Raw genomic sequence first — 15511 nt, forward strand, 5'->3', positions numbered from 1 at the left:
CCCCACCAGTGCTGCAGACCAATCAGCAATTTTCCCTGGGGCATACCGCCAAATTTTTCCAGGTCCACGAGCGCTTGATACTCTCCACGACCCGTGTAGGCGAAGGCGTCTCCTTGTGCAAAGGGTGGCGGAACCGGTCGACTGATCCCCCCCAACACCGAAACCAAACTGGGTGATATTACCACCAATGGTGATTCCCTGCTCCTGCAGACGCGGACGCAATCCGTTCCAGTCACCGGTCAATGTCGGGCGATTCCACAGCGAATCGAACCGTGACTGGCAGAAGGAATCACCAACGTTGCTGTTTGCAGGGGTTGGTGCAGCGTCCGAGTTGGGTGCAATGGCGATCGATTCGGGTTGAACCGGGATACTGCTGGATGGTGTGCTATCGAGCGCGCCCTGAGCCTGGGCTGCGGAGAAGCCTGCAGCGATGCAGCTTGAAGCGAGTAACCAACGAAAGGCATGCATTTTCGGGATCCATCCATGGAATCGAAAAAAGTGGGGAAGTTAGCTAATTCATCGTCTGCCCCACGGGATCAATCCTGGCCATTTATGGATAATGAGTTCGTGATCATTCAGTACATGACATCAGAATGCAAATATGTTCGGCATAACCGTTATGCACAGAGGATTCGATATACTCGCGCAAATCGCTTGCTTATGCTCTGACGATAATGTTGTCATTTGGCGTAGTCGCAGTTCACGCTCTTCACGGCATCCACTTAACTGTGGCCGGAGCAGTCAACTGTGGCATGGCTGGTGTCTCTACAGCCAAGCCTGTGGATGCGCTGGGTGCCAAGTTCTCGAACCTGATCGCCAGCAGCAGCGGATAGCACGTTGCAACGTTGGACCTCCGAGGTCGAAGCCGGACCTCAGAGATCGAAACGCTGCATTCACACTCAGCGGATGAAATCAACTTAACTTCCGGTACCTCATCCGTTTCGGCACGTTCGCGCTGGCTCCCAGCCTGGCATGTCGTTGCTCCTCATACACCTGGAAGTTCCCGTCGCACCAGACGACTTTGCTATCCCGTTCGAAGGCCAGGATGTGGGTGGCTACGCGGTCGAGGAACCAACGGTCGTGGCTGATGATCACTGCACAACCACCGAAATTCAAGAGCGATTCTTCGAGCGCTCGCAACGTGTCCACGTCGAGGTCGTTTGTCGGTTCGTCTAGAAGGAGCAGGTTCCCGCCACTGCGAAGCAGCTTGGCCAGGTGGATGCGATTGCGTTCTCCGCCGGAGCAGTTGCCGACGATCTTCTGTTGGTCTGACCCTTTGAAGTTGAAGCGTGCACAGTAACCGCGACTCGCCACCCGTTGTTTGCCGAGCATGATGTGATCCGTGCCGCCGGTGATCTCCTCGAAGATAGTGTTCGTCGGATTCAGCGCATCGCGGTTCTGATCCACGTGTGCCGGCTTCACCGTCGGGCCGATGGTGAGCGTCCCGCCATCCGGTTTCTCTTGTCCCACAATCATCTTGAACAGTGTCGTCTTGCCCGCACCGTTCGGCCCGATGATGCCGACGATGCCCCCCTTCGGCAGGTTGAAAGTGAGATCGTCGAAGAGCAGATTCTCGCCGAACGCCTTCTTCACCCCCTCGGCACGCACCACCAAGTCGCCCAGCGGTGGGCCGGGCGGAATCTGTATCACGAGCTCGTCTTCACGCTCTACGAACTCCATCGACTGCAACTTGTCGATGTTGGCAAGGCGGGCTTTGTTCTTGCCCATCCGGCCACGCGGAGCCATGCGTGCCCATTCGAGTTCACGGTCGAGTTGTTTCTGGCGAGCGGAGACAATTTTCTCTTCGAGTTCCAGCCGCCGCTTCTTCTTCTCCATCCACGAGGTGTAGTTACCCTCGAACGGATAGCCGCGACCGCGATCCAGTTCGAGAATCCACTGCGCGACGTTATCAAGGAAGTATCGATCGTGGGTGATGGCCACTACAGCACCCTTGTAGTCCTTCAAGAAGTGTTCGAGCCACTCCACGCTCTCCGCGTCCAGGTGGTTCGTCGGTTCATCGAGGAGGAGCAGGTCGAAGTTCTGCAACAACATCTTGCAGAGGAAGACACGCCGCCGTTCGCCCCCGGAAAGATGTTCGACACCCGCATCCGGTGGCGGCAACTGCATCGCGTCCATCGCCATCTCGACGCGGCGATCGATGTTGTAGGCATCCACAGCGTCGATCTGTGCTTGAAGTCGTTCCATCTGGTTCGAGAGTTTATCGAAGTCGGCAGCCGGGTCCGCGAACTTCTCGCTCACAGCCTCATATTGAAGAATGAGATCACGAAAGGGCTGAACGGCCTCCTCCACGTTTTCCAGCACCGTCTTCCCTGGCGTGAGCATCGGTTCCTGCGGTACGTAGCCAATGGTCAGCCCGTTCTCCGGCCTTGCTTCGCCCATGAAGTCTTTGTCTTCGAGAGCCATGATGCGCAGCAGCGTTGACTTCCCGGAGCCGTTCGAGCCGATGACACCGATTTTCGCTCCGGGGTAGAATGCAAGTTGGATGTCCTTGAGGACCTCGCGTTTGCCATAGTGTTTCGTGAGGTTGTCGATAGTGAAGATGTACCGCTCGCTCATTATTGCTCCGTGAGTGTGGTAACGGAATGATAACGGATTTCCGTTCGGAACGAAGATCGTGCCTGCGAGAGTCGCCGTTAACCCCACGGTACTCTCTCTCCAGAGATAGAGAGAGGGTTTCGATAAATTTTGGGTTATTGGCTCCGACTCAATACAGAATCCATGTTCTCTTGGCCGTTCTTTCAACCGGCTGTGCAACTACATAACCCACAAGATTCAACGCAAAAACGCCAGGCTCTCTGCCTGGCGTGGTGCGTGAACCGTGTTGTAGATAAAGCCTCGATGAAGGCTTGCAAGCTCCCCGAATAGGGCGCGCTTCAAGAAATTCTCTGCATTGGGTAGAGAGAAATGATGTCGATCCAAAATGTTATGGCGTAATGAGTTATGGAATGAGTTTCGAAATTGCTGTTAACCCGCTCACTTGTCTCTCTAGAAGATGGGGAGATGTTTTGGGTGGAAACATCTCTATGGAGGGGGTTGGTGTTTACCGTCATGTATTAGAGAAGTACGTTTCTACACCGCGGCTGGGCGGGTTTTGATGAGCGACCATCGCCGGGCAGCGTGATTTGGTAGCAATTCGCCAGTCTTCGCCAAGATTTGATTCAGTCTCGTTCTCATGTTGACTCGTGAACGGGTCTTCGTGTCTCTTTGTTCAGTTCTGGCTTTTCAGGCACCTCTATTTTTACTGATTAGCATTCCAGAGAATCGACAGTACGGGATCCTGTGATAGCGACTTTTTAAGCTGACCATCGGCTTGTTTATAAAGTTTGGCACAAATGGCTTTGATATTTGTATTCATCTGCTGGGTGACCTCATCAGGCCGTTTGTCGTGCTGGTAAATGACCGCAACTAATCGAAAGAGGTAAACTAATTCATCATTGGTGAGTTCTAATTCTGCTAACGATGAGATTTCCTTGTTAGCCTGGCTCCACTGAGAAGCTCGTGTCAGGCTGTTCAGACGCATAAAACGATACTGGCGATTATGCGGAGCGCTTCGGCTCACTACTTCATCCCAATAGGGCACTGCCAGTATTGGGCGTCTCGTCTGATCGTACAGATTAGCTATGGAACCATTCAGCGATATTTGCATTCGCTTGGCATCAGCGTAACCTGATTCTTGTTTCAATACCTGCTCAATCAGTTTCAGTCCAGCCTGATACGAAGTCAGGGCAAAGTCAACAAAGCCCTGGCTACCCTGCATATTGCCTTTGTTCAAAAGCAGCGATGCCAGAGAGACCTGAAACTCCAGGGTCTCTGGAACGGTATTCACCAAGTGCTTTAACAGTGTTTCCGCCTCGTTAAGATGACGATGTGCCGGTACAAGCTTTGTCGATAACTGTTCGACCAAAGCCAGATTCACTAGGCTCTCTGCCAACTGCGACTGAATCTCTGGATTGTTCGCATTTCTGGTTCGTAAGGCTTGTCGAAGAAGTACCGCTTGTTCGAATTGCATTCCAGCTTCCCTCTGCTGCCCCAGTTGAAGCAATGCCACTCCCAGATTATGGTGTGACCATGCAAGATCATGCTGAAGTGCCAATTGCTCCGGATTGCCCTCAATCAGTTGCCTGGCAAGCTTTTGCGAATGCGAGTAACTCTCAGCAGCCTGTTTTGCCTTACCTTGAGACATTTGAGCGCTGCCAAGCTTGTTCCAGGCAGCCATGCGCATCCCCCCAAGTTCTGTTTGGTTCCATTCCAATTTCTCCAGCAGCGAAATTGCTCGTGTGAGTGATGCCTCGGCCTGGTCATTTCGTCCTAGGATCGATTGCAGTGTGCCTGCGGAGGTCAATGTTACAGCCGTATCAAACTGCACTTCAGGCTTGTCATCATCTGCATCAGCAAGAATGCTCTCGTAGAAAGCCAACGCCTCATCGAGCTGCTTGCTCTGCAGTTGCCGAGCGCCTTCCAGTTGGCTTGAAGGCATACCATTGATTCTGGAAAGCATCTGCTGGATGGTCTGTCTGGCTTTACGGTAGTTCGCGTCAGCTCGCGACTTTTCTGTTTCAACACGGGTGATCGCTTTCTGCAACTCAACATTGTGGACTATCAGGCCAGTAATAACTGCAGCAATCATGACGGTGAGCAGGCAAAGGAGCGCAGTAGGCCAGGGGTGCCGCCTCATCCATTTGACACTGCGTTCCAATGGCGTTGCGTGACGAGCCAGAATGGGCTGGTGCTGACGATACCGCTTGAGATCCTCTGCCAGGTCCAATGCGCTGCCATATCTCTTGTCAGGTTCCTGCTGCAGACATTTCAGACAGATGGCTTCGAGTTCCTTTGATATTCCGGGGGTCAATTGTCTGAGCGGCGTCGGATCATACTTCAGCACAGCTTCCAGCGAAATCCAGTTTGAATCCTTCGCATAGGGCGCTTTGCCAGTCAGGCATTCATAAAGGATAGCGCCTAAAGCAAATACATCCGTTGGCGCGGACATGCGTTCGACATCACCCCGGATTTGTTCAGGAGCCATGTACCCCGGCGTGCCCATCATCGCCCCTGCAGCCGACATGGTCTGCGCTTCTTGCCCCTGCAGCAGCTTGGCTAATCCAAAGTCTGCGATCTTCGGAACCAGAGTGCTCAGTACTTTCTGTTGAGCACCGAGCACTGAGTACTGAGCACTTAACAGGATATTTGCAGGCTTGAGATCACGGTGCAGAATGCCCAGGACATGTGCCTCATGAATGGCACGTGCTATCGTCTCAATCAAATCTGCTGCCACCGGTTCAGACAACGGCCCTCGTTCAAGCAATTGTGCCAGCGATTCGCCTTCCACCAGTTCCATCGCGAAGTACGGAACAGGCAACCCTTCCTCGGTGGCACTTTCCCCTACTTCGTAAATCTGAACAATGCCCGGATGTACAAGCTTGGCGACAATCTCCGCTTCACGCAGAAACCGCTTTTGTTCGCTGTAGTTCGCTAGTGAGCCGTTCTTGATCTTCTTGAGAGCTACCAGTCGGTTGAGTTTGCGGTCTCTCGCGCGGTAAACAACTCCCATGCCGCCCTGGCCCAGTTCGTCAAGAATTTCGTACCCCGATTGCTGTTTGACAGACTTGCTGTTCGATGCTACAGGCAATGATCGAAAGAGTTGTGTAAAGCGATCATCAGGCAAGTCTGCCACATAAGCCTGACATTTTTCGCAATGGCACAAATGCTCTTCAACCAGGGCATGAGCATCGCCATTGAGCAGTCCGTTGCCGAAGTCAGCCAAAGTCTGTGCAACAGGATGTTCTGAAGTCATGGTAGGCATGCTGAAATTGTTACCTCTTCGGAGGCATCTCGCCAATCACTTTTTTGCCATCACGATAGGGGCTTATCGTCCAGACATAGAAGCCAAATGTTTTGTCGTTCCGTTCCTTGATGGGATCAACCGAAAAACGATAGGGTTTGCCCCAGGGATCATTGACTCCATCAGGTGAAATATTGGATGCTTTATTCTTCATTTTTATGATGTCATCGAGCGTTTGAGGCACACAGTCTTCCAGTTTATTATTCGGGTCTTTCAAGTGTTCCTGAATGTATTGTTTTATCGCTGAAGAAAAATGCCCGACGTCCATCCGGGCAAAAAACTCATCGCGCCCCTCCAGCATGCGGATTATTTCCGTTGGTGACACGTGTCGATAGAGGTCGGGACGCTTTCTAAAAAGCAGTTTGAATGCACGAATAGTGTCGTCTTCTGCTTTCTCCAGAGCCATAATGCGCCCGCTCTGCGGGTTAGTCTCTTGCAGATTCTTGGCTTGTATATCCAGGGCAATCATTTTTTCGTGAATCTTGTCCAGCTGTTGCCTGGCATGCAGAGCTGAAGCTGTATCTCTTATCGAGTTTAGAGCCTCCGCAGTATCTTGAGTCAGCATTACCCTCTGTTTGATGTACTCTGCTGAAATGCGTGGTGGTACATCAGAATATATGGTGAGGCTGAATATCAAACATCAAAAAAGAGTTCCCAAGCTGCGCATCGGTCTAACTCCCATCGTTTCATTCCTTTAGCTTAAAGTGTTACCTGGCAATTTGGATAAGAGCGCGGAGTGATGCCTCCGCGACACGGATATCCTTGTCGTCCAGCAACTCTGTCAGGCTCGGAATAGCTTCAGCGGCTGGAGGACCGATCTTGCCAAGTTCGTGCGCTGCCAACTCACGCGTTTTAGGATTTGAGCTTTTAAGAGCGGATATTCTGTCTCTGACATCCTGCAAAGTCAAACGCGTTCCTAATTCTGACGGACGGTTGTCCTTCGGAAGCCCACCTTTGATGAGCCTTATTCGAGTGGTACGAGTGATCTCAACTTCGTCATAACCCAGTGCAAGCATGCGTACAGGCGGCGCCATTTGGATCCGTCGATTTCGAAGCTGGCCTGCCTCTGTGGCCTTAATATACTCCTCAGCCGCGGCGAGTTGGGATTTTTCAACCTCAGCCCGTGTTGACAGCTTGCCGTTTTCAAAGTCTCGCTGAGTATTTCGATAAGCCTGCAGGATAACTTCCAGGGCCTTCACCTTGCAACGAAGCAAGACTTGCTGATACACCTCGGCTGGTGGAACCAGCTGCCATACACCCTCGTGACGTTTAGCAACCTGCGTACGAAACCACCGCATGTCGATATCGTCTTTCTCGGTAATTCGAAGCACGGCTCGATCCTGACTGGACTCATCGACAAGCACCACGATTTCCAGGACCGCTTTAATGGACTTGTGCCGTACTCCGGCCGTTGCAATACGGATCACCACGCCAGCATGTTCGTTCACGGGCCTCTCGCCGAACTTGCCATGAAGCTGTTTCTCCAATGCAGCGCTTACTTTCGACAGCTCATCCTGCAGTTGGATAAGTTTCAGCAGTTCAGCCTTAAACGGCTCAGGGTATAATCTGGCAATAGTGGCGGAATCACCAGTGCCAGCCGCAGTTTCCAGGCGTTTGATCAGATTCGTGAGAGTATCAACCTTGGGCGGATCATCAGCACTCAGCGTTTGCACGAAGACCAAGGTGAGGCAAAGGGTCAGGACTTTCAACATCGCAATCTCCTTGTGATATGCAGCATTACTTCTTCGGCGGCATCGTGCCCAGCACCTTCTTGCCATCGCCAAACTGACTGATTGTCCAGACATATGGTGTAGACTTGCTGTCATCCTTTTCACCAGTGACGTTGACAATTTCAAACTGGTAGGGCTTGCCCCACGGATCGCTCACGGAACCTTCGTGGTATTTTTTCAGCGATTCAAGTGAGGCAGGCCAATGCCTGTTCGCCTGGTAGTAAATAGTGATCGCCAGTTTGATCCTCATTACGTCGCTTTGAGCAATAGCCTCCAAACTAGCTTCGCCGACCTTGATCAGCTCAGCATCTTCAAGAATTCGATATGTCGCTGGTCTTTCCGCATGTAGTTGCTTGAAAGCTGAAGCAAATGCTTCCTTGGCAGGTTCCATCTTTTCCTGGAACATCAGCATCAGTCCTTTTTGCTGGTCGCTCGAAAGCTTTAACGATTTCATGACCTTGCTAATGTCTGCAAATTTCTTGTCAAGTTCCATGAAGCGTGGCTTGATTTTGCTTGCCGAAGCAAAGTCTGTTGCCTGGTTCATCAGCTTGGCCCCTTCGAGATAAATGCCATTCAGGTCCTTGATGGCATCCTGAGCTTTGGTCAGCTCGTCCTGTTCGCCAGCAGGTTTTTGCTCGGACTGTTTCTTACTCTGTAGTTCAGTGATTTTGCCCCGACTTTCGGCGACCGTTAGGTTGGAGGCATCCTCCTTCGAAGCGTCCCCAAGTCGGCGCATCATTTCAGGGGTTAGCTCTGTCACGCGTTGGCTTCCACTGAACAATTTGGGATCGATCTTGATTTTCAATTCGCCTGAATCATCTCCTATTGTCCTGGTGAAAGCCGAGTAAGCTGCTTCATAGGCAACCTCACGGGTGCGATGTTTTCCAGCCAGGATATCGGCTGTGATGGTGTCGTAGGCTTTTGCAAGGGACTTCATGCTGTTTTGCCAGGCCGGGGTAGTGCCCAACTCAGCGAAGACGCTGGCGGTGCGTAGCCACAACCGCCAGGAATCGCCAAACCGGTGAGCCACGATTTTCCATTTTTCTTTAGTGCCCGTGGTCATCTTGGCTTCCACGTTCATGGTAACGACCTTGCCCAGGGATGTGTCATAATCGAGCACGGTGAGAGTGCTTACCTGCTTCATCTGACCGCGCAGAAAGCCAGCGTCGATACCGAAAGGAAAGAACTCGTTCTTCTGGCCAAATTGCCGGTCCATGGCAGCCAACATTTTTTGCTTAGATTGTCCGACAGCTTTGGCGAGCGTGAAGCCCTCGTCATACAGGGTGTTGAATGGCCCCGCAGTCAACTTGATGATGCAATCGAAATCGCCAGCCTTCAAGGCGTCTTCATACTGCTTGACAATATCCTGAATGGCCTTCTTGTCAGTGTCCGTCAATGCTTTACCTTCATCCTTTTGCTTATACTGCAAAGGCACTGATGACGCATCACGAGAGAACAACTCGATAGCTTTAGCCTGAGCTAAGCGTTTGAACTGATCTTCTTTCGATGAACTCTCCTGAATCTCATGCTTCACACCCTGTTGTGAAACAGACTGATAAGCTTTGAATGCAGCCTCCTTGACTGCTTCGCGCGAGGAATATTTACCATTCAATACGTCGCGGGCAACCTGTTGGTACAGTCCCGCGAGCTTGTCGAGTGTATTCTCGGCTGCCTTGGTCAGGATCACAGCCTCCTTGTTATCAGCCAACTGAATCCAGAGCTTCCATTGGTCATACTGTTTGCTCGCGATGATCTTCCAGGATTCAGATTTTCCTGTGGATAGCTCTGCCTCCACATAGAGTGTCACGCTCATCTTGCCTGCATTTTCAATGCTGCGAACCGTCAGAGCTTTGGTTCGCATCATCCGCTTTTGCAGTGTCTCATCATCGGAGCCGTAAGGAATGTTGTCGTCCTGGCGACCGAATTGACTGTCCATGGCAACAAGAATCAACCGTTTCGCATCGCCTACTTTGGCTAGAGCCAGCAGCGAGAAGCGGAGTTTAGTCTTTTCCGGTTCGGAGGTGAGTTTCAAGTACTGGTTAAGGTCGCCCGTCTTGAAGGCTGTTTCGTAGCCGCGAACCGCCTGTTCAAGGGCCTGCTTGTCAGCTTCAGTGAACGATGGCGACAGGACGGCTGGCTGATTGAAATCTGCATACAACACCTTGCGGCGTTCTGCTGATACGGCACCGGGCAAGGCAAGTTTCAAATCCTTCACGACTTCTTCAATTTTAAAGAAACCTTCCATCCGATAGCATTCCGTGAGTGCATCCGTTCTGGGCTCGATAATGCTTACGGTGGGATAAACAGTCAGCTTCAAATGAGATGCCATTCGTCGGGCATACTCGTCCTCATGTGCAAACCCCTTGGCAAAAATGGCTTTACCTTTGAACATCAGCAATTCCTTGCTGTTGAGCACTACCTGGAAATCATTGCTGAGGTTGCGTTGGTTTTCATAGCGGTCTTTGGGATTAGCGAGAAAGACCACAACCAGAGGCATCTCCTCTTCCACAGCTTTCACGAAGGCATCGAGAGTATTCAATTCCCATTGAATGTGATTGGGCTCAGCTTTGGCTTGAGGTTTGTCATCAGCGCGAATCGTGCCAGTGCAGGCAGAAATAATGATGAGGCTGAGATATCGAATGCAGGGTTTCATGGCTGATCTCCCGAGTTACTCCCTTCTCCCATGGTGAGAGAGGGGTTGGGGTGAGGGGGTATTTTTTCAGACGCTTTCAGTAGTGTTGTTTCTTTGGAAGTTGAACACCATCCAGAGGAAGCCGATGGTAAGGACTCCACCCGACTTGCAATGGGTGGTTGCTGAACCAAAAAAGTACGAATGGTATTTCATCGCTGAGGTCTTGATGTAGGGTGCACGCTCACCTAGTGCTTCCTCTTCCATGGTGGGGATGCCTGTGGTCGTCGCCAGCTTTCCGCTATGCCGATCCTGTGAAGGGTTAGAAATCGCGAATATCAATAACACGAATGCTATCCCCAGAATGAACTGGCTGAAGTGTTTTTTCATGTCAAGTCTCCACCCAGTGTTCGTGACAGGAACTTCATTACACTGGCGCCTTCTCGGAGCGAGCGAGCAACGATCTCTGCTTTTTCATTTCCAAACTCCAGTTGCCAGGCTGTGGTAACCGGAACGTGATTGATCCTCTTCGTCAGTTTGGTGACTAGCGTAATACTGATCCACGAATGGTAGCTTCCATTCCGGAGGGTGATGCCTTGCATGTCCAGTCGCCTGGGAAAGCGGCGTGAAGCAAGCCAGAAGAACAAGCCGAAAGTCCCGAAAGTAATGATGCCGAAACCGAACATCATCACCAGGTAATTCAAGCTCAGGTGAACATCAAAACCGTTCTGCAGTTCCGATTCCGAAACAGCTCGATAAGCCAGCTTCCGTGAAGACCTCCACACAACGCCTGCCACAACTAAACCAATGGCGAGAATGATCACTGCAACCACATCCATGTGAGCGCTGAAGAAGGAATGCAAGGCAAGCCATGTCAGCACAAACACCGTGAGGATTCCACTGACCAGACCTAAGACAATGCGTCCAAACATGATGGCTTGTGTCCTCGCGTTTGAGATCAGTTATTGACCTTGCTGGTTGAAGGATTAATCTTCAGCAGTGCACCACTGGCTGCTTGACGAACTTCTTTATCTTCATCCTGCAAGAGCTTCTGCAAAGCAACCGTGCTGCTTTCAGCATCAGTTCCCATAAGCCCCAGCAAAGTTGCAGATCCCCAGCGAATGCTCTTCTTGGAGTTGCTCAAGCCTTGAACCACTTTGCTTAATACCGGCTTGCCGTTTTTGTGAAGTTCCAGAAGTGTATCCACCTCTCTGCCGGTGGCATTCATGCAATTGACTATGGCCTGAACAGCCTCTTCTGTTCCGATGTGTTTCAGAGCCCAAAGGCAGTTCTCGCTGGCGTGTAATTTGCCTTCCAAGGTTTTCTTCATGAGTGCGTCGATGGCAGGTGAAGCATCCGGGCCAAGCCGGGCAAGCAGCCGAGTCGCGCGCATGCAGATGATTTTGTCATCACTGCCAACAGCAGTGATCGCATGAGGCAGAACTGCCTTCCCGGCCCTATGCAGTTCGATTAATGCATCAACCCGCCAATCGGTTGCGACAGATGCATCAGAATCTTCAAGAGCTTTGAATATTGCTGGCACTGCTTCATCCACCTGCCAGTATGCAAGCAACATGCAAGGTGCTCTTCAATCAGGCCCACGCCAGGCAACCGCTTCCAACAACGATGGAACAGCGACTTTCGCCTTCGGCCCAATGGCCCCTAATATGTTGATTGCCAATTGTTGATGCCGTTCTGTTAATCGCCACTTTCCGAGCAAAGGCAGAAGCTGTGGAACGGCTTTCTCAGCAAGTGGCCCCATCTTAAAAAGGATCTCGCCTGACCTTCTGCGGAAATCTTCGTTTTTGGAATCGATATTCAGTTCTGCAAATGTTTCTGCCAGCACTGGAACGGCTTCGCTTGCAGACGCGCCCATTTCCACCAGAGCCTTCGATGCTTCTATGCGAAACGCATCATAATAATCACCTTTTTTGGTCACGATCTCCACAAGCATGGGCACGGCATCAGAACCACCCTGGCATAACTGTCTGAAATCCTCCCAATCCCACTTACCTTCTACATCGTTCCAGTTACTCATCGGCTTGCCAGCAATGAACTGTTCACCACGCAGCCAACCCACCAATGGATATCGCACGCCCGGTAGCAGCAGCAATGCTCCAGCGAACAGTGTCAGCAATGCAATGGAGATTACAAGAGTTCGTTTGGACACGTTACACCACCATGAATAACAGGGTCTTACAAGCTGGAAGCAGATTGCGATTGAGTGCTGGAGCGGAACCACGATATGAAGATGACAACCAGGCTGATGAAGCCAAACAACAGCGAAATGGTTTTGGCGAACCAGAGAATCATGACGACTTTCTGCCCATGGTATTGCACACTTTCGTTATCTACTCTGCCTGTTTTGGCATCGCCAAAGACGTGCACGCTGTAATCATCAGGCAGATAGGTCACCGGAAAGGTGCTGCTTTTCTTCGAAAAATAGTCGGTGTTGGGCGGCGTGCGACCTGATTCAAAATACTTGGTATCTCCATCCACTTTGAAGCAATACTTGAACGTCGTGTAACCGCCTCGACCACCAACTCGCACAGCTAGCGTCTGTCCCGTCAATTCAGCGGTTGTCACGATGCCTTCTTCATGAAGCTGCTCCAGGGCACTGTCTCGCGTAAAGCGTAGTGCAAGGTATTCCACCACAAAAATCGCACCGATGACCAGTGCCAGGGTGAAGATCGATTTGAAGAGCCAAACGGTATCGTTCTCAACTTTCGTTGGAAGTTCTTCAGTAGGTGCAGAAGAAAAGTGCTGCTGAGAAAGGCTCATGAGATGGACTCCAGAAGCTAACGATTGACTTCTGGAATGAAAATGCGCGAGAAACTGAATCCTTTCAATAATTCTCCCAAAAGTGCTTACAATCAGGCAGGCCGACGTAACTATTTGATGGATAAGAAGATCTGGTTCGGCAACACCAGTAGTGGATTTGAACCGTAAAACTGTATGAATCACTTTTTGAGTGATTTCAATAGCCCCTGGATATTCATGGCAGGATCGCTGGTGATTCGCAGGTTCGGACAGGCCTTTCTCAGTTCATCGACACCCTGCGGAGTGACTGCTGTGCCATTCAGAGAGAGATTTTCCAGTTCTTTGAACTGAGGGATTATCTTTAAGGCTTTGTCGGATATCTTGGGGCATCTAAACAGTAGCAACGACTGGAGATGCTCTATCTCCTTGAGTGATTCAATACCAGCAGCAGTCACCTGAGTTTCACTCAGATCGAGGCTGGTCAACTTCTTGCATGCTGCAAGTTCGCTGAGGCCTTCGTCATGAACAGCTGAACGACGAAGGTCAAGGTATACCAGATTGTTTAAGGCAGCGACATCCTTCAACCCAGCACTGTTTACCTGAGTGCAAGCGAGTCGCAGTGTAGTGAGCTTCGTGAATCCCTTCAACTGCTTAAGCCCCCAATTGGTGACCCTGGTTCCATCGAGAGAAAGAGATTCCAGTTGTTTCATTTTTTGCAGATGCTTGAGCCCTTCGTCGGTAACTCGCGTGCCGTAAGTTTCTAATGGGTGGGCGCCAAGCATGAGCGAGCGCATCTTTTGAAGGTTGGCGATTTCCTTGATCCCCTCATCGCTTATGTCCGTAATACATAGGTTTAATTCTTCGAGATTCACCAGTTTACCAATACTCTTCATCGCTGCATCGGTAATGGGCGCCCGATCGAGATTAAGAAAAGCCAGCTGTTGCAATCCAGCTAATTCATTTATGACTTCATCGGTCATCTCACTTTTCTTAGGCCAGCGAGAAGACACTTCCAATGATCGAAGTTGAGGGAAAACCTTCATTTGCTTGAGTAACGAGGCTGGCGCTTTTGAAAGGATGATGTTGATACCGATAATCGGCTTACCCTGAGCATTTTCATCCCGTTCTATGCTGGCCCCATGTTTCACCAGTTCTTCGAGCACCTTGTCGTGTGATTCATCTGCATGCAAAGCAACAGGAAAAAAAAGCAGTACCAGGGCGACAAGTGACAAACTGCGCACAACAGCATGCATGTAGATCATCCTTGCTCGAATGAACGAATACCGTTTTGAAAATGCGCGAGAACGAAGAACCTTTCAACTGACTGCATAATTAATCAAGCAGCCCCTGGCTTAATTCGCGTAACCTTTTGAGCACACGAGACTTGGCAATCAATACCGCATTAACGCTTAGTTCCATGGCCTGAGCAGTTTCACGGGCTGAAACGCCTTCAACTACCTGTCGTCGAAACGCCTGCCAGGTGGCCGGAGAAAACTCTGTTTCCATTTGAATCAGCAGTTGCTCAGCTACATGAGCATCATGCTCTCGATCCCACTGCAGGCTTAAGGGGCTTTGCGAATCAGCCAATTGTTCAAGTGCACCCAGGAAGGCCCCCTCATCCGTTTCCGAAACAGGTCGTTTTTGTCGCCACATCAACCGCAACCGGTTCACCGTCGTCGTTCTCAGCCAGGCACGAAATGCACCAGTGCGCTGTGAATGTTCAAATTGATTCAATTTGTTGAAAACCGTCAGCAACACGTCTTGAACAATGTCATCCATGTCCGATTCTGAACGGGAATGCGTTTTCAACCACTTGCGAATGAGCGGCTGATAGATGGCTGCAAACCGGTTCCACGCCTGGTCATCAGGCGATTGACAGAGCCTTTCCAGCAAACTCAACGATGTTATCTTGGATGTCATGCAGCCTTATCTTGATGGGATTCAAGTGACTTATTGAGAAATCGATTTTTCTTTTGCAGTGATGCCATAGCTATTATATTTCTTTCAATCATAATAAACGATCGCGTATGCTTGAAATCAGTGCGTGCTCAAATCCCTGACACCCTTCCTATATTAAAAATACAGGAACTCTTGGGAAGGAACATGAATGCCTCGGCGAGAGGAATGAGCACGACATTTCATCTGGATGCGTGTAATCCTCGTGCAGATGAATTTCCGACTTAAAATCTTGAATTGACACCGGGTTAATTGATTAATTTGTGACGCCTTCCCGTGAAGATTATCATGAATGCCCGTTTGAATGATCCAGATGAATCGCAGAAATGATGCGGATGGGCTACACCTTCTTACCAAACCAAAACGGCAAATCTAAGAATAAATCCATGAATTTTTGTCTGGTAACTCTATGTACCAGCAAACATACTGCTTCATATTCTTAAGCGTAAAGTTGATGTCGTTTGTCGGAAAAAAATGGAAATATTTTCGCTGCATTAGTTCTCCGGGAACCCCAACACCACAGCAGCGAAACAGCAGTAAAATGCGACACCCTAAAACCGCGTAAAACCCCTAGAT

The 15511-nt window shown here is 50.4% G+C and carries 13 protein-coding genes; all 13 read right to left on the minus strand.

Annotated elements, in window-relative coordinates; genetic code table 11:
• Positions 1 to 468, minus strand: a 468-nt coding sequence (locus JNJ77_05075) for a hypothetical protein (protein MBL8821940.1), incomplete at its 3' end; no start/stop codon positions are given.
• 444 nt (positions 469 to 912) lie between these two features.
• Positions 913 to 2577: an energy-dependent translational throttle protein EttA gene (gene ettA / locus JNJ77_05080; GenBank protein ID MBL8821941.1), complete on the minus strand. Its 1665-nt coding sequence runs from the start codon at positions 2575 to 2577 to the stop codon at positions 913 to 915.
• Between the two features lie 682 nt (positions 2578 to 3259).
• Positions 3260 to 5812 (minus strand): protein kinase, encoded by a 2553-nt coding sequence (locus JNJ77_05085; protein ID MBL8821942.1) that lies wholly within the window; start codon positions 5810 to 5812, stop codon positions 3260 to 3262.
• A gap of 19 nt (positions 5813 to 5831) precedes the next feature.
• Entirely contained in the window at positions 5832 to 6425 is a 594-nt protein-coding gene (locus JNJ77_05090; protein ID MBL8821943.1) for a hypothetical protein, read from the minus strand.
• Positions 6426 to 6567: 142 nt separating this feature from the next.
• Positions 6568 to 7572 (minus strand): HEAT repeat domain-containing protein, encoded by a 1005-nt coding sequence (locus JNJ77_05095; GenBank protein MBL8821944.1) that lies wholly within the window; start codon positions 7570 to 7572, stop codon positions 6568 to 6570.
• A 25-nt stretch (positions 7573 to 7597) separates the two neighbouring features.
• A complete protein-coding gene (locus tag JNJ77_05100; GenBank protein MBL8821945.1) occupies positions 7598 to 10243 on the minus strand; it encodes a hypothetical protein in 2646 nt (881 codons plus the stop codon).
• Between the two features lie 66 nt (positions 10244 to 10309).
• Positions 10310 to 10609: a hypothetical protein gene (locus tag JNJ77_05105; GenBank protein MBL8821946.1), complete on the minus strand. Its 300-nt coding sequence runs from the start codon at positions 10607 to 10609 to the stop codon at positions 10310 to 10312.
• The gene (locus tag JNJ77_05110; protein ID MBL8821947.1) at positions 10606 to 11151 is read right to left on the minus strand and encodes a hypothetical protein; all 546 of its coding nucleotides are present in this window, start codon (positions 11149 to 11151) and stop codon (positions 10606 to 10608) included. Before JNJ77_05110 ends, JNJ77_05105 begins: the two co-directional genes overlap by 4 nt.
• A gap of 26 nt (positions 11152 to 11177) precedes the next feature.
• A complete protein-coding gene (locus tag JNJ77_05115) occupies positions 11178 to 11795 on the minus strand; it encodes a hypothetical protein (protein MBL8821948.1) in 618 nt (205 codons plus the stop codon).
• A gap of 12 nt (positions 11796 to 11807) precedes the next feature.
• On the minus strand, positions 11808 to 12389 hold the full coding sequence (locus tag JNJ77_05120; GenBank protein MBL8821949.1) for a hypothetical protein: 582 nt from the start codon (positions 12387 to 12389) through the stop codon (positions 11808 to 11810).
• A 26-nt stretch (positions 12390 to 12415) separates the two neighbouring features.
• Complete coding sequence (locus JNJ77_05125; GenBank protein MBL8821950.1) at positions 12416 to 13000, minus strand: hypothetical protein; 585 nt, start codon at positions 12998 to 13000, stop codon at positions 12416 to 12418.
• A 179-nt stretch (positions 13001 to 13179) separates the two neighbouring features.
• Complete coding sequence (locus tag JNJ77_05130) at positions 13180 to 14232, minus strand: hypothetical protein (GenBank protein MBL8821951.1); 1053 nt, start codon at positions 14230 to 14232, stop codon at positions 13180 to 13182.
• A gap of 79 nt (positions 14233 to 14311) precedes the next feature.
• A complete protein-coding gene (locus JNJ77_05135) occupies positions 14312 to 14899 on the minus strand; it encodes a sigma-70 family RNA polymerase sigma factor (GenBank protein MBL8821952.1) in 588 nt (195 codons plus the stop codon).
• Positions 14900 to 15511 lie beyond the last annotated feature (612 nt).

Source organism: Planctomycetia bacterium (assembly GCA_016795155.1).
Taxonomy (GTDB): domain Bacteria; phylum Planctomycetota; class Planctomycetia; order Gemmatales; family HRBIN36; genus JAEUIE01.